We start from the raw sequence: 19,277 nt of genomic DNA, 5'->3' as shown, positions 1-19,277 counted from the left end.
TACAAGGAGAATGAACTATGAATGAAGATAAGATGCCGTTGTTTCTCATCAATGGTTTTCTGGAAGCTGGAAAAACCCAGTTTATTAAATTTACAATGCAGCAGGATTATTTCCAGACCGAAGGAAAAACACTTCTGATTGTCTGCGAAGAGGGCGAGGAAGAGTATGATGAGGAGCTTTTAAAGCAGACTCATACAGCGGTTGTCTATATAGAGGAAGCGGAAAAGCTGACGCCGGAATACCTACAGGATTTGGAGCTTCTTTACAATCCGGAGCGAGTTCTGATGGAGTGGAACGGTATGTGGAATCTGGATGCCCTGAAACTTCCGAACGATTGGGATCTGTATCAGCAGATCACGATCATCGATGGTTCCACATTTGATTTATACCTGCAGAACATGAAACCATTGATTGGTGCCATGGTCCGCAACACGGAAATGATTATCATGAACCGTTGCGACGAGATCGAGGATCTGGATGTATACCGCCGTACTTTAAAGGGCATGAACCCGCAGGTTCAGATCGTATTTGAGGACGCAGAGGGCGAAATTGAGGAAGTGACCGAAGCGGATCTTCCATTTGATGTCAATGCCGAAGTGATCGAGATTCCGCCGGAGGCATATGGTATCTGGTATATTGATGCGATGGATAAACCGGACCGTTACCGTGGAAAGACCGTTGAATTTACCGGCATGGTACTGAAAACCCCGGATTTCCCGAAGAACAACTTTGTTCCTGGACGTATGGCGATGACCTGCTGCGAGGCAGATATGACGTTCTTAGGTTTCATGTGCAAGGCAAAAAATGCCCGTCTGCTTGAGACGAAAGACTGGGTCAAAGTACGTGCCCGCGTAGAATATGAGTATATGCCGGAGTATGAGGGCGAAGGTCCGATGCTTTATGCAGATTACGTGGAAAAGGCAGAGCCGATTGAGGAGATTGTGCAGTTCTAAGATTTGCAACGGAAAGCTGTGCTTGAAAGAAAAGGTGTGCCCCGGAGTGTGGAAGACTCCGGGGTTTTTAAAAAAGAAAGAGAAATCGAACAAATGCTCGATTTCTCTTTCTTTTATTTAAAATTGGATTACAGCTTTATCTTACTCCGTCATCTTCGGCACCGGAGTAGGTCTTGACCGGTCAAATACCTCGTTGACATCAAACAGGTCACTCAAATGGTCGCCGCCGACTCCACTTTCCGGAAGGTCATAATACATCCGGTAGCCGTCGAGGTTCCGGCGCCCCTGTCGCATATAATCGTCGCCGATCTGGACGAAATACTGGGAGGAATCTACGTTACAGAAGTAACGGAATCCCTTGTTGTACAGGTACTGGAAGCGCTCGCTGCTTGTATCATACGGATGCCAGTCCCCAATATCGCTTCCAAACGGGAAGAGGATGATATCACACGGACCGGTCAGCGTTTCGACTTCATTTGCCCATTTATCGGTATCTTCACGGAATTTATCCATGGAGATCGTACCCATGTTGCGGTGTCCCCAGCTGTGGGAGGCAATTTCAAAACCGTCGTCGCGCAGGCACTGGACGACTTTTGCTGCGTTGGCGCGTTCTTCCTCAAAGTTGAAATCCGGGTGTTCCGCTTTGTACTCGTCAGTATTGTAGGCGGAATCGGTGCGGTAGCCCAGGATGCCATTGTAACCGGTAAAAGCAATGCACGCTTTTGCGCCGCGGTAGGAGAAATCCGGGTGCTCTTTGATGAAATCATCCAGTAACGGCACCAGATCATAGGAACCGACGGAAACAGAACCGTCGTCCATCTTCATCTCGTTCGTTGGCTTGCCATCCTCGCCGATAATCATACGGGAGGCAAAGCCATCTCCATCCATGTATTCGTAGTAGCAGACATCATCCTGTGACATGACGAACGGCTTCTTACCTTCCGGAAGCATGATATCGCCCTCCTGGAAATGCCTGGAACCGTCCTCTGCGGTCACCTCATACGCTACATCGTGCAGACGTACCAGAACGAAACCGCGCTCATACATCGACTGGAGAATCTTCATAAATTCATCCTTGGTCGTCATGACCTGATTATAACCCTTTTCGCGGCTGTCGCCGTCAAATGCTTTCGAGGTATCCATAATCAGTGTATGGAAGAATACATGCGTTACCTTGCGCGGATCAGCGCGCACCAGTGTTTCTTTGGTGGCGTTGTATTCGTCGATCGCTGCCGTCACGGACTCGTCAGATGCGTATGTACTGCTGGACAGGAGATTGATTGCCCCGTCATAGTCATAACCGTCTGCCAGAAGCTTTGCCTGAGCGATGACACCCTCGAGGCTGTCATCAGCAGGTGCAGATGCATTATCAAGGGAAATTACTCCATTTTCAGAATCCGTTTCGGTTGACGCTGGAACCGAAGATACATGTGCTGCCGGAGAGCGGCGCACCCAGAGGAACGCGGCAATTCCAAGCAGTACAATCAGAATGCCGATTAAAATTAAATACGGAAGTTTGGAGGAACCGCCGTGCCGTCGCCTGGAACGTCCGCCACGTGCAGAAAATCCAACGCTTCCAAGGGAGGAATTTCTTCTCATCATAGTTTTCACCTTTTGTTTATTCATATTTATCTGTCGTTTTTTGCGTCAGATAGTAATAACAGGCCGAGAAAGTTTGCCACCGACTCGACACAGCAAGAAAGAGAGCGGAAAACGTTTTTATAAGCCTGTCTGTGTTCTTATAGTATACCATAAAAAGGAAAGGTGGTCTATGACAGTTTCTTACAATTCTCTTTGGCATAGGGACGGGCGGATATGCCATATCTTGAGAAGAGAGTATGTGCAGACGGAGGAAGATATGAATGAAAAATGTATCATGCAGGGAGAGGTGTGGTATTTGAAATGGAAGCGTGTGGAAAAATGGTGTTGGTTTGTGAAAAAGAAGCTGTTTCGGGAAAAAGAATGTATGTGTTGGGACGAAGGGGGCAGAGACAGGAGAAGAGAGTATTTAAACAAAAATGCTTGGAGAGGGCTGGCAGCGATTGGTGTAGCGGTTGTGCTTACGATGGGAGAATGTGTGTCAGGCATACAGCTTGGAATTGGTAAATTGGGGGGAAGTGGTATGCTCACATCTTACGCGGAGGAACTGTGGATTCCCGTTTCAGTAACCGCAGAGACAGCGCAGGCAGCAGAAAATGCCGCTGAGCTTCCCGTCCAGGCACCGGAGGCGATCCTTATGGAGGCCTCCACCGGAACTATTTTGTACGAAAAAAATGCGGACGAGGCGCGAAATCCAGCCAGCGTGACGAAGATTATGACGCTGCTTCTGATTTTTGATGCGTTACATTCGGGAAAAATTCATTTGCAAGATGGGGTCACGACCAGCGCGCATGCGAAATCCATGGGGGGATCCCAGGTGTTTTTGGAAGAAGGGGAGGTACAGACGGTCGAAACGCTGATCAAGTGCATCGTCATTGCATCGGGAAATGATGCCAGTGTGGCAATGGCAGAGTATATCGGCGGCAGTGAGGAGGCATTTGTTGCGATGATGAACGAGCGGGCGAAAGGGCTTGGAATGGAGACAGCAAAGTTTGAGGATTGCTGCGGTCTGACGGCGTCTACGACGCACGCGATGTCGGCGCGCGACATTGCCCTCATGTCGCGGGAATTGATCACGAAGTATCCGGAAATTTTTCAGTATTCAACGATCTGGATGGAAAATATAACGCACCGGACCAAGCAGGGAGAGAAAGAATTTGGACTTTCCAATACGAATAAGCTGCTGAAAATGGTGACAAATTTTGAGGTGACGGGACTGAAAACAGGTTCTACATCGCTGGCAAAATACTGTCTGTCCGCAACCGGGCGGAAAGATGGTGTTGATCTGATTGCCGTCATCCTGGCAGCACCGGATTATAAGGCGCGGTTTGCGGATGCGGTCACATTGTTAAATTATGGGTTTGCAAATTGTCATCTTTACAAAGATGACAATCCGGGAGCTGTGCCGGAAACGACGGTGGCAGGCGGCATCCAGGAACAGGTTGCAGGGCGTCTGCGGGGAACCTTTTCTTACCTTTCGATGGGAGGAGAGAATCTGGATGGAATCGAAAAAGAGTGGATGATGGAAGAATCCCGCAAAGCGCCGGTTCGGGAAGGTGATGTGATCGGACATCTGGTCTACCGGCTGGATGGACGGGAATTGGGAAGTGTGGAGATAGAAGCGGCAGAAACGGTGGAGAAAGCGGGGCTCTGGGACTATTTTAAGAAGGTAATGGGAGTGTTTGCGGCATAGAAATAAAGAGCTGTCATGTTTGAATAGTGATACATGACAGCTTTTTTGTGTAATAGGAAATTCCTTGGAATTCCCTATTACACAAAAAGGCACTAACGTGCCAATGATGCGCACTCGCGCGAAGATGTAGGTTGTCGCAAGCGACCGCGCGAGACGCCCGGATGTGCCAAGGCACATTCTTTTTTGCTGGTTATTCATTCTGCAATCCAGCCGCTTTTTCAGAATACGTGGTCGTTACCAGTTTTTCATAAGGAATCCGTTCCTTGAGTTCACCTGCTTCTTCCAGAATGTTTTCCAGAAGCTCAAAGCTGTCGCTGTGGAAAATGGTATCATTTTTCCAGGTGTCCTGCGCTTTGTAGCGTTCAACGATGCGGGCGATTGCTGCGCGGTCTGTTTCCGGAAACTGAGGTTGGATTGTCTCGGCGATTTCGTCCGCACTGTGGGAGTTGACGTAAGCTAAGCCCTTCTGGATGGCATTCGTGAACGACTGGATAATTTCCGGATGCCTATTTAGATAGCTCTGCTTTGCACAGTAGGCGGTGTAGGGGACATAACCGGAATCGACGCCGAGCGAGGCGACAACGGTGCCATTTCCTTCGGTTTCAAGGGTGGTGGCGAAGGGCTCGAACTCGACCGTGTAATCCGCATCATTACTCGTAAACGCCGCCGCTGTCAGCCCGAAATTGATACTCTGATCGATGGTCAGGTCATTTTTTGGATCGATGCCATTTTTCTTTAAAATATACTCAAAGACCATTTCCGGCATTCCACCCGCGCGCCCGCCAAGCACCTTTTTGCCTTTCAGATCCTGCCAGGAAAAGTCTGGTTCGGCACTTCGTCCAACGAGAAAGTTTCCGGCACGCTGGGTCAGCTGGGCAAAATTGACAGCATAATCGGCGGAACCTTCCTGGTAGACATAGATACTTGCCTCTGAGCCCATGAATCCGATATCGGCATCCCCGGAGATGAGCGAGGTCATAACCTTGTCGGCACCGGCACCGTTTACGAGTGTCAGATCGATGCCTTCATCCTTAAAATAGCCCAGCTCGATCGCGGCGTACTGTGGCGCATAAAAAATCGAGTGGGCTACTTCATTGAGTGTGACCGGTTCAAGCGCCCCGTCCGCCTCCTTCGCCTGTCCACACCCGGTCAGGGTGGTAAGCAGAGTGAGCACAGCCAGGGCAGCTGCAAATTTAGTTCGTTTCATGGTTGCCTCCTGCGGTTCGTTCATACTATTAAGATATGGGAAATACAGGAAGGTGTGAGCGGTCTGCTGGTTTTTCTTTCTGTCTCCAGAGAAGTCCAATACAAAGCCCGACAAGCGACGGCAGAATCCATCCGAGGTTCAAATCAAACAGCGGAAGCGTCTGTCTGGCAAATGCGATGACGGGTTCCAGATGTAGGGCAGACTGCATTTCGTCTGGCAGAGCTGCTAAAAAGTCAAAGATGGAAGCTGCCCAGGAACAAATGGTAACGCAGACATAGACTTTTTTGTTATGCTGGAATGCATTTCCAAGCAGCGCGAGGAGAATCAGCGTGATGGCTGGCGGATAAATCAGCATCAAAACAGGAACCGAGTAAGTGATGATAGCGGACAGTCCTATATTTGACACAATGAGTGAAAACAGGGTAAAAACGACCGCCCATGCACGGTAGGAAAGGGCATGGGGAAACAGTTTCACAAAGGTTTCCGCACAGCTCGTTACAAGCCCGATGGAGGTCTTGAGGCAGGCGAACGTGATCGCGATGGCGAGGATCCAGGTGCCCATCCGTCCAAGGTAGTAGTCTGCAATCTGGGAGAGGGCGATGCCGCCGTTTTCTGAAAGTTCGAATTGTCCCAGTGACTGTACTCCAATCAGGATGGTAAGCAGATAGATAAATGCCATCAGAAGCCCAGCCAGCATACCGGAATGCAGAACCTCTTTTGCAATGGTTGAATCTTCCCGCACGCCCATCTGGCGGATAACCGAAATGACCACGATCCCGAATGCGAGTCCGGCAATCGCATCCATGGTTTCATAGCCCTGGGAGAGCGCGGAAAAGAAAGCTCCATTCTGATAAGAGGCATCGGGAACTGCCGCTGAAACCTCGATGCTCGGATGAAGCAGAGCAGTCACAATCAGAACGCCTAGAAACAGAAGAAACAGCGGATTGATGATTTTTCCGATCCAGAGCGTGATGCTGCCAGGACGAATGGAAAATACAAACACCAGCGCAAAGAAGATCAGCGAAAACAAAAGCAGCATAGTCTGTTCGGAAAGCTGTGTTCCCAAAAGGGGTCTGACTCCGGCGGTAAAGGAGGTCGTAGCGCACCGCGGAATAGCGAAAAACGGTCCGATTGTCAGGTAGAGCAGACAGGTAAAGAAATAGCTATATCTGTGTCCGACGCGGCGGGACAGATCCTGAAGTCCCTTCGAATGCGTGCTTCCGATCGCGGCAACACCCAGGATCGGAATGCCGACGGCAGTCAGAATAAATCCAATCGCTGCCGGGAGAAACTGGCGTCCGGCAAGCTGACCGAGATGTACCGGAAAAATCAGATTTCCGGCGCCGAAGAACATGCCGAATAAGGTTCCGGCAACTAAAAGCCGCTGCTTATGGGAAAGACAGGTCTGCGTCATAGATATTCACTCCTTTTACATGAGAATTGAAAGTTACTGTTCACGCATACGTGTCCAGTAACGGAATTTGCCGTGGCTTCGCATTTAAATACGGCAAATTCCTGCTGCCATCACGTTTTCTTACGGCACTTTCGGTTCCAAAAGTGCCTACCCATGAACAGTAACAATTGAAAACTCTTTTCTAATCATCATTATAAAGCCTTCCTTGTGGTTTGTGAAAATCTAGTTTATAATAGAAATATGACAAAATGTAATATTCTAAAAGGAGGTGCGGCATGGATGCCAAAAAACTGGAAATATTGATGACGGCGGTAGATCTTGGAAGTTTTTCGAAAGCATCCGAGGTAGTTGGCTACACGCAGTCGGGGCTGACCCATCTGGTGGACAGCCTGGAGCGGGAGATTGGATTTCCGTTGATCCGCCGCAGTTACAGCGGCATCGCGCTGACGGAGGCGGGAGAAAACCTGTTGCCGGATATCCGCCAGTTTTTGCAGGCAAATGCCACCCTGGAAAATAAAATTCAGGCGGTGCGGGAACAGCAGGAGGAGTCGATCCGTGTGGCGGCATATGCGAGCATCGCGATGTACTGGATGCCGGAGATTTTATACCGGTTCCGCCGCCTCTGCCCGAAGGTGGACGTTGATCTGCGCATGGTCGATCATGCGCTGGAACCATTTGAATTATTACAGAGCGGAAAGACGGATGTCATTTTTGCGAGCAGACAGAAAGAACCGAAATGCGAGTGGATTCCGCTGTATCATGAACTTTTGTATGCGATTCTGCCAAAGCAGTATCCCTTAAATGGGCGCAAAGAATTTCCGCTGCGTGAATTTGAAGGAAAAGATTTCCTGATGCCTTACGGGCGGTTTGACATTGATGTACACGCCGCATTTGCAAAAGAGGGAGTCAGGGCAAAGGAGCAGTCCGTCTATGTGGATGATGAGACGGTGATCCGCATGGTGGGAAAAGGGCTGGGCATTTCAATGATGTCTGAACTGATGATCCGCGGAAATACCGAAGATGTCTACTGCGTTCCGGTTTCCCCGACCTGCATCCGGGAAATAGGAATGGGTATGAAGCCGGGGACGGAGGAGAATGGGAGCATTGCAAAGCTGAGAGAATGTGTGATGCAGTTTGTGAGCACGTTAAACAAAGGCGGAAACGTCTCTTTGAAATAACCGGAATCACAGACCAAACAGTCCCAGCCTTGCCATTTTCCCAGTATAGAGTATATAATTAAATACAGATAAATATATGGAAGGAATACACCGTGAGTATAAATAAAAACCTTTTTGACGCTCTCCCAATCGGCTTTTTCAACTGCCTGGCAAGCGGCAGCAGCAACCGCATTTATTCGGACTGTCTTCTGCTCATTTATCATGAGTATGACCGGGAGATCACCTACCGCATTGCCCGCAGCCGCATCCGGGATGCGCTTGCCATCTATCTTCTGGAGAATCACATTGATTATTTGGATGATGAGATGACAACCGACCGGAATTACAACCAGCTTGCCAATTCCGTGATCCGCAAATTCTGCTCGAAAGAGGTCGGATGGCTGGAGGAGGACACGGACGATGCGACGTATGAGAAGCATATCATGATGACGGAGCAGGGCGTCTTTCTGGCAGAATTTCTCCAGAAGATGATGAAGCCGGAGTGGGAAGAATTTTCAAGTTATATTTTCAATATTTATAATATTTTGCAGAATCCCGACCAGTGGGAACCGGATATCTATGTCAATGCGCTGCGCTCGGTCTACCGCAACGCGAAACAGCTCTCCGGTGCGCTCAAGCGCCTGGCGACCTTTATCAAAAAAATCATCGAGCGGATGGTGCGCGAGGAAAGCCTGGAAAGTCTGACCGAGAACGTCCTCGAATACTGTGAGGGCGATTTTATCCGCGAGTACGCGCGTCTGACAAAACAGCAGAATATTCATATGTACCGTTCCTTTATCCGGTCAAAGCTGGAAGCGATGCAGAACCGGCAGGAGCTGTTTGAGGGCCTGGTGGCGGGATGCGCGAAGGAAGAAGAACTGGAACACATTGAGGCGGAGAATAAGGTGCTGGATATGATCCAGACGATTCTGCAGTTTTTCTCAGTCGATTACGACCAGATCATGCGGGATATCAAGCATAAAATTAATATCTATTTACAGATTGCGATTGGACGCGCGAGATTTCTTCAAAACCGGGACAGCGATGTGCGCGGGCATGTCGAGCAGACGATCCGCGTGATTGCGGCGGAGATGAACACACTCGGTTGGAAGGAAGAACTGCCGGAGTCGATGAACGGGTTGTTTTTGCTGGAAAATAATGAGTTTATCGATACCGACTCGATCCGCTATCCGCGACGGGAGCAGATGATCCGCGAGGCAACCTATGCGGAGCTGGAAGAAATGACACAGGAGGACATCGATCGTGCGAGGGAGGCACAGGAGCGGGAGGCAGAGAACCCGTATTCGAAGGATAAGATGAAGAATTATCTGGAGGCGCTTTTAGGAGATCGGACGGAGATATCCAGCGAGGAGGTTCCGATGAAGAGCAAGCGGGATCTTTTAAGCGCGCTCTCGGCGGTTGCCTATGGTTCGGAAAATGGGTATGAGATACAGGCGGAGGATGGTTATCTGGAAACGCAGCAGATGCTTCTGCGGCGCTTTAAAATCGAACGCCGGAAGGAGAAATAAAACATGGGATTTGAAGAAATATGGAATGAATATACATCCTCTGAGAAGGACATGTTCCAGAAAAGTGTCAGGCGTCTTCTGAAGCAGACCTTTATCGTGCGCGACCGTGACGAGGACAGCAAAAAAGCGTACTATTTTGTCTCCAAGCGTTCGGAACCATTTTCAGCGTACCTGGGATATATCGGATACGATATTGTAATTGACCGGGAAAATGGCGTGATTATGCTGCAGAACTGCCGGGATCTCGGCGAGAATGGAAAACTGCAGATCAACCATGTGACACTCAAAAAGATGGAGAGTGTGGTTTTATGCTGCCTCTGGACTCTCTATGCGGACCGGGTGCGTTCTGGAAATCTTTCGAAAAATATTGAGATTTCGGTGACCGATCTGCGCTATGAGATGGAAAAATACGGCATTCGGGATCAGATTGACAAGAGCAGTTTTGCATCGATTCTGACGCTGTTTACCAAATATCAGCTTCTGCAGGTAATTGGAAAGCTCGGCGAGGAGGACTGCCGGATCTGTCTTTATCCGTCGATGCAGTTTGTGCTGGAACCACAGGAGTTTGGCAAATTTGTGGAAAATGTCAACCGGCGGATGCAGGAAAAGTGGAGCCGTGAGGACGAATGGGAAACGGAGCTGACAAAAGAGGAGGAAGACGGCGATGAAGAATCAGACGATCATGAATAGGAAATCGGCGAAAAAACTTTTGATGGTCCAGTGGTCGCGTTTCCAGAATGTCTGTATCGAGCTGGAAGGTTCGACCCTGGTGACCGGTGTCAACGGAAGCGGAAAATCGACGGTGCTTGATGCGATGACCTATCTCCTGACGGGCAACACGCAGTTTAACAAGGCGGCGAAGGACCGAGACCGGACGGTGCTTGGCTATGTGCGCGGCGACACGCGCAGTAATGGCGAGGCGCGTTATTTGAGAAATGGCAGCGTTGTCAGCTATATTGCGATGGAATTTTCCGATCCGACGCTGGGAGTGCCGCTCACGGTCGGAGTATGCATTGAGTCTCCAAGTGAGTCTGGCAAGCCGGTCAGCAGCTGGTTTATCTGTCCAGGGGCGGCGATTGACGATATCGATTTTACACGGATTGAGGGAAATGCACTCCGCATCACGCCGAAAAATGAGCTGACAGTGAATGGCGAGGCGATGAAGCTTTCCTCTTTTATGGGACGGGACCGCGGCACGGAGGCGGTACTCCGGGCGCTGGGACTCCGCGTGGACGCAGCCAAATACCGGACAAAGCTTCTGAAAATGATGGCATTTAACCCGGAAAATAATATCGACCAGTTTATTCAGGACTGTGTCCTGGAACCGGGAAAAGTCCAGTCGCTGGAGGAACTGCGCGAGCAGAAGCGCCAGTTTGAGCGCCTGCGGGAACTCTATGAGAGTCTCAGACAGGGCAAAATCCAGCTCGAAGAGGTTCTTCGCCAGAGTGACGAATACGAGAAGAAAAAGCGGGTACTCCGCATCCGGGAGCTGATGCTTTCGTACCAGGCGCTCCGGGAGAAGGAAGAGGAAGAAAAGCAGACGAAAAACCGTTATCAGGCTTTAAAAGACCAGTACGGGCGCCTGACCGAGCGGGCGGGAGAGCTCGCAAGACAGCAGGAAGCCGCACAGGAACGCCTGCGAATTGCAGAAAATAACGATATGGTCAAGGGAATGCAGGAAAGCCTGGATTCCCTGAAACGCCAGATCGAGGAAACGGATCGTGAGAAAAAGAACTGGGAGGACAAGCTGGCGCAGATTTTGAAATTGAAGAAGAAGATAAGCGCGCTTATCAAGCTTCTGGAAGCAGATCTTCCGTCCTTATCCTCGGAAAACACCTATCTGGAGACACTGGAACAGGCGGATGGGGAGACGGCGAAGAAGCGGGAGGCGTTTGACGCATTCCGCGAGAAGGTGCACCGTCAGGACGGCATCTATGAGGAAAATAAGATCCACCTGCAGGATCAGTGTAAAGAGCGCGAAAAAGAGATAGGGGCGCTGCAGGAGAAGATCCGCCGTCTGGAATCGAATATCCTTGTGTTCCCGGCGGAGGTGGAAAATGCCCGGAATAAGATTCAGAGAGGGTTAGAAAAACAGGGTATCCAGACCGAGGTCCACATTTTTGCCGAATTGGTCCAGGAGGTGACCGCTCCGGAGTGGAGAAAGGCGGTTGAGACATTTCTGGGAAGAAAGCGTTTCTATATCATCGTGGACGGCGCGCACTGCCATAAGGCGATGCAGATTTTACAGAAAGAGCGGATCTATGATGGAAATGTCGTGATCACGGATAAGCTTCCGGAAACAGAGGCGGTGGAAGGTTCCGCGGCGGAGATTCTGCGGATCCCGAACGTCTATGCGAGACGTTACGCCAATTATCTGTTAAACGGCATTCATCTCTGTGAAAATCTGGAAGAGCTGCATGAATACCCGAAGGGCGGACTCATGCGGGATGGCATGCTGGCGAAGAGCTATGCGGTTGCGATGATGGATATGAGACGGACCGAGCTGTGTCTCGGCGCAGACGCGATCCGCTGCCAGCTGGAACAGTCCAGAAAAGAACTGGAAGAATTACAGGTGGTTCAGCGGGCCGATAAAGAGGCACTTTCACAGGTTATCAAATACCGTGATGCGATCAAGGAGATCGACTGGGACGGTGGACACTACGATTTCGGCGCGGCATATGGGCTGAAGGACTGCAAAAAGCGCAGGGACAGCCTGGTAAAGGACCGCGAGGAGATCGAGGCAAATCCGGACTTTACCGCAGTCCTGAAAGAACTGGAGACGGCGGGACGGCTGGCACGCGAGGCAAATGAGAGTGTGAACCAGAACCAGAGTGAGCTTGGCGGCTGTAAGAATGATTTAAAGGGCTGCGAAGGAACACTGAGCCGTATCAGCACGGAGATCTATTTATGCCAGAAGGCATATGAGGAAAAATGCCTTGTCAACATGGAACTCAAAGAGGCGATGCTGGAGGAATATAACCGCGAAAGCGAGAAGCGCGGCACGATCCGCGTGACGACACAGCTTTCCATCGACAAGAGCAAAAATATGCTGGCAGAGCGGGAGCGCCAGCTGGAGGACGCACAGCTGGCGTATTGCCGCCTGGCGGGAATCGACGTCGGAAAGCGCGGCATTGGTTACATCCCGTGGTACCGGGAAGAATACCGGAACCTGGCGCACGTCAAGGTGGAGGAAGCCCAGCAGAAGCTGCAGGAGCAGGCAGGACGGCTGGAGAGCGCGTTTATGAACGATTTCGTGGCGGAGATTGACGAGAATGTCCGCGAGGCAAAACGTGAGATGGACGCGATTAACCGTGAACTGCGCCATATGCCGTTTGGCAACGATACCTACAAGTTTGTGATGAAAGAAAAGCCAGACCGCGCTCTCTTCTTCCGCATCTGCAGGCGTCTGGAAAAATATATGAGTTCCCCGCAGGTCTATATGAATTCGGCGCGCGACGACGAGGAGATGGAGAATGATATTCAGGAGTTTATGAGTATCATTCTGGCGGAAGAAGATGAGTGGGAATACACGGATTACAGGAGATATTTTTCTTACGATATGGAGATCAGCAGCCGTCAGGGGCAGACCGAGATCACGGCAGAGTTATCGAAAAAACAGGGTTCCGCCAGCAACGGAGAGAAGCAGACCCCGTATTTCATCATTCTGGCGGCGAGTCTTTTGCAGTGCTATCCGGCAAACACCTGCTGCGCCCGTCTGGCATTCATCGACGAGGCATTCTCGGCGCTGTCGAGAGAGCGGATCGAGCAGATGGTCCGTTATTTCGAAGAGAATCACTTCCAGGTATTCTATGCAGCCCCGCCGGAGAAGATCAACAGTATCGGTCAGTTCATCGATTCAACCGTCAGCCTCATCGTGACAGGACGGTATACGAATGCGGTAGAAGGATTGGTGAAGCAGGCATAGGGAAAGAGGAGAAAAAATGGCGGATCGGAAAGAGTGGAAAGAACAGCTTTTAAGTAAATTGCTGGATCAATACGAAAAAAGCGTCACCTATGTCGGTGAAAATAAGGTAAAACAAGTGTTTTCGGTCAAACCATCCGATATTTTCAAGGGCTACAACAAAGATTTTCTCCCGCCGGAACAGCTTTTCCAGGAAAAAGAATTTGAACGACTGATCCGTCAGATGGAATCGGGGGGACTTATTCATGTGGTTCCTCCGAATACTGGTATTCTCCGTCAGATCTGTGCCGTCCCGGAACGCTGGAAAGATTACTATACCTGTCTGAACCGGACGGAAAAGAATATTCTAAAAAAACAGTTGGAAGAAGTTTATCATCGCTTCTGCCAGTGCGATTTATTGGAAGCATATGGAAAAGAAAAGCTTCAGACACTGAAAAACAGCCGTGCAAAAAAGCTGGATGAAAAGAAAGTAGAAAAAGAGATAACCGAGGCAGAAGCTATCTGGAAGCTGGTGCAATTTTTAAAAGAAAATCAGGAAAAGCAGAGAACTACGCTGGAGCGGGAAATGTCAGAGGCAGTTCTGCATGACAGTAAACAGTGGGAAAAGATATATCGGAAAAAGGTGTGTGGGATTTTGGAGCACACAGGACGGTATGATGAACCGCTTGCGGAGCTGGAAGAAGAACGGGAGCGGCAGACGGCGCTTCTGGAGGAATTTTACATTTATTCCAATCCGGCGTATATCTATCTGAAAGGGGATGCGCGGATCTGCCTTGAAGATGGACGCGAACTTCGGATTTATCACGATCTGCCGATGTCGATCCCTTTTGAGACATTCCAGAAGGCAAAAAGCATCCAGATCCGGGATGCGGAGCTGATGACGGTGGAAAATCTGACCTCCTTTCACCGGCTGGAGCGGGAACATATATTTTATCTGTTTCTGAGCGGCTACCATACCCGCACGAAACAGGCGCTATTGCAGCGGATCGCCAGAGAAAATCCGGGACTTTCCTGGCATCATTTTGGCGATCTCGATCCAGACGGTCTGGCGATCGCGGGGCATCTGATCCGAAAGACGGGACTGCCGTTTCAGCTGTGCGCGATGGGTGTGCAGGAATTGCAGCGGTTTCAGACATATGCGAAGCCATTGGAATCACCCGATCGGGCGAAGGCGGAAGCGATGATAAAACAGGGCAGCAGCTATGCGGGAATATTGCGGTATATGTTGGAGCACAACTGTAAATTGGAGCAGGAGATTATAAGCTGGCAGGAGACGAGGTTGGAGAGCTTTCTGTAAAAAGAATCTTTTCGGTTCAATCCGGATTTTTATATATGATATGATAAAGACAAAGTGAAAGGAATGCAGCGTCTATGGAAAAACAGGAAAAAGCCTATAAAGGCGTCATTGAATATTTCAAGAACCGCATCATGGCGGGCGAGCTGCGTCCGGGGGAGAAGCTTCCTCCGGAGCGGGAGATTGCGCAGATGCTGGAAGTCAGCCGCAATTCCGTCCGGGAAGCGCTGCGGATCATGGATATGACGGGAGTGATTTCCTCCCAGCAGGGATCGGGGAATTACATCACTTGTGAATTTCAGAAAAGCATTGCGGAGACGATGGGGATGATGTTTGCTATGTCCCAGATTAATTATCAGCAGATCAGCCAGATCCGCTATGCGCTGGAACAGCAGGCGTTTGCCCTGGCGGTTGAACATGCGTCGGAGAGCCAGATGGACGCGCTGGAAGAACTGGTAAAACGTCTTGACCGGAGCATGGACGAGCAGGAAAACGCCCGGATTGACAAACAGATCCATTTTACACTGGCGCTGGCGTCGGGAAATGTGCTGCTGCTCAATATTTTAGAGGCGTGTTCCGGCGTGATCGATACCTTCATCCGGAATATGCGCGCGGAAATTCTGCGGACAAAAGAGGCGAAAGAAGCGCTGAATCTCTGTCACCGGCAGATTGCGGAAGCGCTGCGGAACAAAGATAATGCAGCGGGGAAGGATGCACTGGACCGGCATTTCCGGATGATAGATGAAATTTTGGAAAAACATGAAAAAACACATTCTATGTGAAAAGATAAACAATCGTTGACAACTAGAACGCAGCCCACTATACTAACGAATAAAGAAAATTGGTTCTACCAAAATTCTTTTTCTTTTCAATAAATTGGTAGAACCAATATGCGGATTAAAAATTCTTTATATCCATCATTTAAAGATTTTTACAAAGCATCCATATGAAGGAGGAAACAGAATGAAGATTCTTGTCTGTATCAAACAGGTACCGGAAAGCAATAAAGTAGAAGTCGATCCGGTTACCGGCGTGCTGAAACGAGACGGCGCGGCTTCGAAGATGAACCCATACGATCTGTACGCGCTGGAGACGGCGTTCCGGATCCGGGAAGAAGTGGGCGGAAGTGTTCACGTCATTTCCATGGGACCGCCGCAGGCGCAGCAGGTGATCCGCGAGGCATTTGCGATGGGCGCGGACGGCGGAACGCTTTTATCGGATCGCAAATTTGGCGGTGCGGATGTACTGGCAACCAGCTATACACTTGCGCAGGGCATCAAGAGCTGCGGCGATTTTGACCTGATCCTCTGCGGCAAACAGACAACGGACGGCGACACCGCGCAGGTTGGTCCGGAGATCTCCGAGTGGCTGAATATCCCGAGCGTGGCAGATGTTGTCAGGATCAATCAGATTGATGAGGACGGCATCACCGTCAGCATGGATCTGCCGGAAGAGGTCGAGGTGGCGAAAGTGCAGTTTCCGTGTCTCTTAGCCGTTGACAAGGACATTTTCCAGCCAAGACTTCCTTCGTATGTCCGGAAAATGAACACGAAAGACCGTGAAATCCGGATTCTTTCCCTGGCGGATATGGATGATAAAGACGCGATGCACTATGGACTCAATGGTTCCCCGACGCAGGTTCAGCGCATTTTCCCACCGGCTGTCAATGACAAAAAGGAAATGTGGGACGGAAGCGGCGAAGAGCTGGCGGACCGGCTGTATCAGAAGATCGTGGATATGAAATTCGTGTAGGAGGTGGAATCATGGCTGAGTTAATCATACATCAGGACAAAATCCCGGATAATCAGGAACTTATCAAGCTCTGTCCGTTCGGGGCGATGGAAGAAAAAGACGGAAAGGTGACGATCAGCGCCGCCTGTAAAATGTGCCGTCTCTGCGTGAGAAAAGGTCCGAAGGGCGCGGTTGAATATGTAGAAGACGCGGTAAAACCGAGCATCGATAAGAGTGCATGGAAGGGCATTGCCGTTTACGTAGATCACGTGGATGGAAAGGTGCATCCGGTTACATTGGAACTTCTTGGAAAAGCAAGAGAACTTTCCAAGGTAACGGGACATCCGGTTTACGCCCTGTTTATGGGAAATGGAATCGAAGCGGCTGCACACGAACTGCTTCATTATAATGTAGATAAAGTATTCGTCTATGATGCACCGGAACTGGCACGTTTCCAGATCGAGCCGTACACGGCTGTTTTTGAAAACTTCATCCAGACAGTAAAACCATCGTCTATTCTCGTCGGTGCGACCACGGTCGGCAGACAGCTGGCGCCGCGTGTGGCTGCCCGTATGAAGACAGGCCTGACCGCGGATTGTACGATCCTGGAAATGGATGAAAATACTGATTTATCCCAGATCCGACCGGCTTTTGGCGGCAATATCATGGCGCACATCAAGACCCCGAACCACCGTCCGCAGATGGCGACCGTGCGCTATAAGATCATGAACGCACCGGAGCGTGCCGAGAAAGAGAGCGGTGAGATTGTGGTCTGTACAATTGAGAAGGAAAAACTGCTTTCCCACGTGAGGGTTTTGGATATCGTAGAAAAGCCGAAGGAAACCTTTATCGAAAATGCTGACGTCCTGGTGGTAGCCGGACGAGGCGTGAAGAAGCCGGAAGATTTGAAAATGCTGGAAAAACTGGCAGATTTGCTGGGAGGTCAGCTTGCCTGCACCCGTCCAATGGTGGAAGCCGGATGGCTGGATGCCAAGTGCCAGATCGGTCTGAGTGGCCGTACGGTCCGCCCAAAACTCATCATCACCTGTGGCGTGTCCGGTGCGGTCCAGTTTACTGCCGGCATGAATCACGCGGAGACGATCGTCGCGATCAATAAAGATCCGAAAGCGCCGATTTTCAAGACGGCACATTACTGCCTGACTGGTGATCTCTATGAGATTCTCCCGAGACTGATTGAGAAGATTGAGATGGGAAGATAAAGATTCACAGGAAGGAGAGCAGGATATCATGGGAAATTACAAGAAAATAGATAAAGATGATATTTTATATATAAAAAACACAATTCAGGATGACGAGCGTGTCCTCGTAGGTGAAAATATCAACGAAGAGTACAGCCACGATGAGCTGAGCGGCACCAGCAGTTATCCAGATGTGGTGGTAAAGGCAAAATCAGCCGAAGAGATCGCGGCGATCATGAAATATGCATACGAAAATACGATTCCGGTGACACCGAGGGGCGCCGGAACGGGTCTGGTTGGTTCTTCGGTTCCGATGGAACATGGCATCATGATCGATACCACCCTGATGAACCAGATTCTCGAATTGGACGAGGAAAACCTGACGGTCACGGTGGAACCGGGCGTCCTTTTGATGGAATTGTCCGCTTATGTAGAAGATCACGATTTCTTCTACCCGCCGGATCCGGGTGAGAAATCAGCGACCATCGGCGGCAACATCAGCACGAATGCGGGCGGTATGCGTGCGGTCAAATACGGTGTGACGAGAGACTATGTCATGGGGCTGGAAGTGGTTCTGCCGGATGGCACGATCACTCAGTTTGGAGGCAAAGTCGTAAAGAATAGTTCAGGCTATGACTTGAAAGATCTGATTATTGGTTCCGAGGGAACGCTTGGCTTTATTACCAAGGCGATCTTAAAGCTTCTGCCGCTTCCGAAGCGTGTCATCAGCCTTCTGATCCCGTTCCCGACCCTGAAACAGGCGATCGACACCGTCCCGGTTATCATCAAATCTAAGACGATCCCGACCGCGATCGAGTTCATGCAGCGGGAAGTGATTGAAGACGCCGAGGAGTATTTAGGAAAAGCGTTCCCGGATAAACAGTCGGATGCGTATCTGCTTTTGAAATTTGATGGGAATTCCACCCAGGAGATCGAAGAAGCGTATGACAAGGTGGCCAAACTCTGCCTGGAACAGGGCGCACTGGACGTGCTGATTTCCGATACCCAGGAGCGGGAGGAATCCATCTGGAAAGCCAGAGGCGCTTTCCTGGAGGCAATCAAGGGATCCACGACTTACATGGATGAGGTCGATATGGTTGTTCCGAGAAGCCGCGTCAATGAGATGGTGACGTATCTGCACGATCTCCACAATGAGATTGATATCCGCATCAAGAGCTTCGGTCATGCGGGCGACGGAAATCTGCACGCGTACATCCTGAAAGACGATTTGAGTGATGAAGAGTGGGAAAAACGGATGTCTGCTGCAATGGAGAAGATCTATCAGAAAGCTCATGAACTCGAAGGTCAGGTGTCCGGCGAGCACGGCATCGGATATGCGAAAAAGCCGTATTTAAGAGAATCCCTGCCGGAGAAGAACCTGGATCTGATGAACGGAATCAAGAAAGTGTTTGATCCAAAGAATATTCTGAATCCGCATAAGGTGGCGCAGAGATAGAAGAAAATAACTGCATTGATATTTTTAAGCCACAAGTGTTGCAAAAACGTTTGAGCACCACGCGGTAAGGCTGATTCTAGGAACTGCAGAAGATTTTTGGCAGAAAAACAGAATGGAACAGCA

The 19,277-nt window shown here is 50.0% G+C and carries 14 protein-coding genes; 11 read left to right on the top strand and 3 right to left on the bottom strand.

What is annotated here, in order from left to right; genetic code table 11:
* Positions 1-17: 17 nt before the first annotated feature.
* On the top strand, positions 18-953 hold the full coding sequence (locus DXC57_RS03355) for a GTP-binding protein (protein ID WP_022359817.1): 936 nt from the start codon (positions 18-20) through the stop codon (positions 951-953).
* Positions 954-1,094: 141 nt separating this feature from the next.
* Here the strand turns inward: DXC57_RS03355 and DXC57_RS03350 are convergent, their stop codons facing one another.
* On the bottom strand, positions 1,095-2,555 hold the full coding sequence (locus DXC57_RS03350) for a polysaccharide deacetylase family protein (RefSeq protein WP_118293266.1): 1,461 nt from the start codon (positions 2,553-2,555) through the stop codon (positions 1,095-1,097).
* Between the two features lie 256 nt (positions 2,556-2,811).
* Here DXC57_RS03350 and DXC57_RS03345 point away from each other — a divergent pair, with 256 nt between their 5' ends.
* The gene (locus tag DXC57_RS03345; RefSeq protein ID WP_243101267.1) at positions 2,812-4,245 is read left to right on the top strand and encodes a D-alanyl-D-alanine carboxypeptidase family protein; all 1,434 of its coding nucleotides are present in this window, start codon (positions 2,812-2,814) and stop codon (positions 4,243-4,245) included.
* Between the two features lie 190 nt (positions 4,246-4,435).
* On the opposite strand, the gene DXC57_RS03340 is transcribed toward DXC57_RS03345, so the two are convergent.
* Both DXC57_RS03340 and brnQ read right to left on the bottom strand, forming a co-directional pair.
* The gene (locus tag DXC57_RS03340) at positions 4,436-5,452 is read right to left on the bottom strand and encodes an ABC transporter substrate-binding protein (RefSeq protein ID WP_118651140.1); all 1,017 of its coding nucleotides are present in this window, start codon (positions 5,450-5,452) and stop codon (positions 4,436-4,438) included.
* Between the two features lie 28 nt (positions 5,453-5,480).
* Entirely contained in the window at positions 5,481-6,866 is a 1,386-nt protein-coding gene (gene brnQ, locus DXC57_RS03335; RefSeq protein WP_118651138.1) for a branched-chain amino acid transport system II carrier protein, read from the bottom strand.
* 275 nt (positions 6,867-7,141) lie between these two features.
* Between brnQ and DXC57_RS03330 the strand changes: the two genes are divergently transcribed.
* The 9 genes from DXC57_RS03330 (at position 7,142) to DXC57_RS03290 (ending at position 19,154) form a co-directional block, all read left to right on the top strand.
* Positions 7,142-8,044 (top strand): LysR family transcriptional regulator, encoded by a 903-nt coding sequence (locus DXC57_RS03330; protein WP_022359822.1) that lies wholly within the window; start codon positions 7,142-7,144, stop codon positions 8,042-8,044.
* A gap of 92 nt (positions 8,045-8,136) precedes the next feature.
* Positions 8,137-9,552, top strand: a complete 1,416-nt coding sequence (locus DXC57_RS03325) for a Wadjet anti-phage system protein JetA family protein (RefSeq protein WP_118522133.1) — start codon at positions 8,137-8,139, stop codon at positions 9,550-9,552.
* Between the two features lie 3 nt (positions 9,553-9,555).
* Entirely contained in the window at positions 9,556-10,242 is a 687-nt protein-coding gene (locus tag DXC57_RS03320; protein ID WP_022359826.1) for a DUF4194 domain-containing protein, read from the top strand.
* The gene (locus tag DXC57_RS03315) at positions 10,217-13,477 is read left to right on the top strand and encodes an SbcC/MukB-like Walker B domain-containing protein (RefSeq protein WP_118293261.1); all 3,261 of its coding nucleotides are present in this window, start codon (positions 10,217-10,219) and stop codon (positions 13,475-13,477) included. Before DXC57_RS03320 ends, DXC57_RS03315 begins: the two co-directional genes overlap by 26 nt.
* A 16-nt stretch (positions 13,478-13,493) precedes the next feature.
* A complete protein-coding gene (locus DXC57_RS03310) occupies positions 13,494-14,771 on the top strand; it encodes a Wadjet anti-phage system protein JetD domain-containing protein (RefSeq protein ID WP_118651136.1) in 1,278 nt (425 codons plus the stop codon).
* A gap of 74 nt (positions 14,772-14,845) precedes the next feature.
* Entirely contained in the window at positions 14,846-15,550 is a 705-nt protein-coding gene (locus DXC57_RS03305; RefSeq protein WP_107000145.1) for an FCD domain-containing protein, read from the top strand.
* A gap of 181 nt (positions 15,551-15,731) precedes the next feature.
* Complete coding sequence (locus DXC57_RS03300; RefSeq protein ID WP_118293258.1) at positions 15,732-16,520, top strand: electron transfer flavoprotein subunit beta/FixA family protein; 789 nt, start codon at positions 15,732-15,734, stop codon at positions 16,518-16,520.
* A gap of 11 nt (positions 16,521-16,531) precedes the next feature.
* Positions 16,532-17,719 (top strand): electron transfer flavoprotein subunit alpha/FixB family protein, encoded by a 1,188-nt coding sequence (locus DXC57_RS03295; protein ID WP_118293257.1) that lies wholly within the window; start codon positions 16,532-16,534, stop codon positions 17,717-17,719.
* Between the two features lie 28 nt (positions 17,720-17,747).
* Entirely contained in the window at positions 17,748-19,154 is a 1,407-nt protein-coding gene (locus tag DXC57_RS03290) for an FAD-linked oxidase C-terminal domain-containing protein (RefSeq protein WP_107000143.1), read from the top strand.
* The last annotated feature ends 123 nt before the right edge of the window (positions 19,155-19,277 follow it).

It is taken from the genome of Clostridium sp. TF06-15AC (genome assembly GCF_003481165.1).
GTDB classification, from domain to species: domain Bacteria; phylum Bacillota; class Clostridia; order Lachnospirales; family Lachnospiraceae; genus Otoolea; species Otoolea fessa.
Note: the sequence above shows the minus strand (reverse complement) of the source record. Positions and strands in the feature narration are given on the sequence as shown.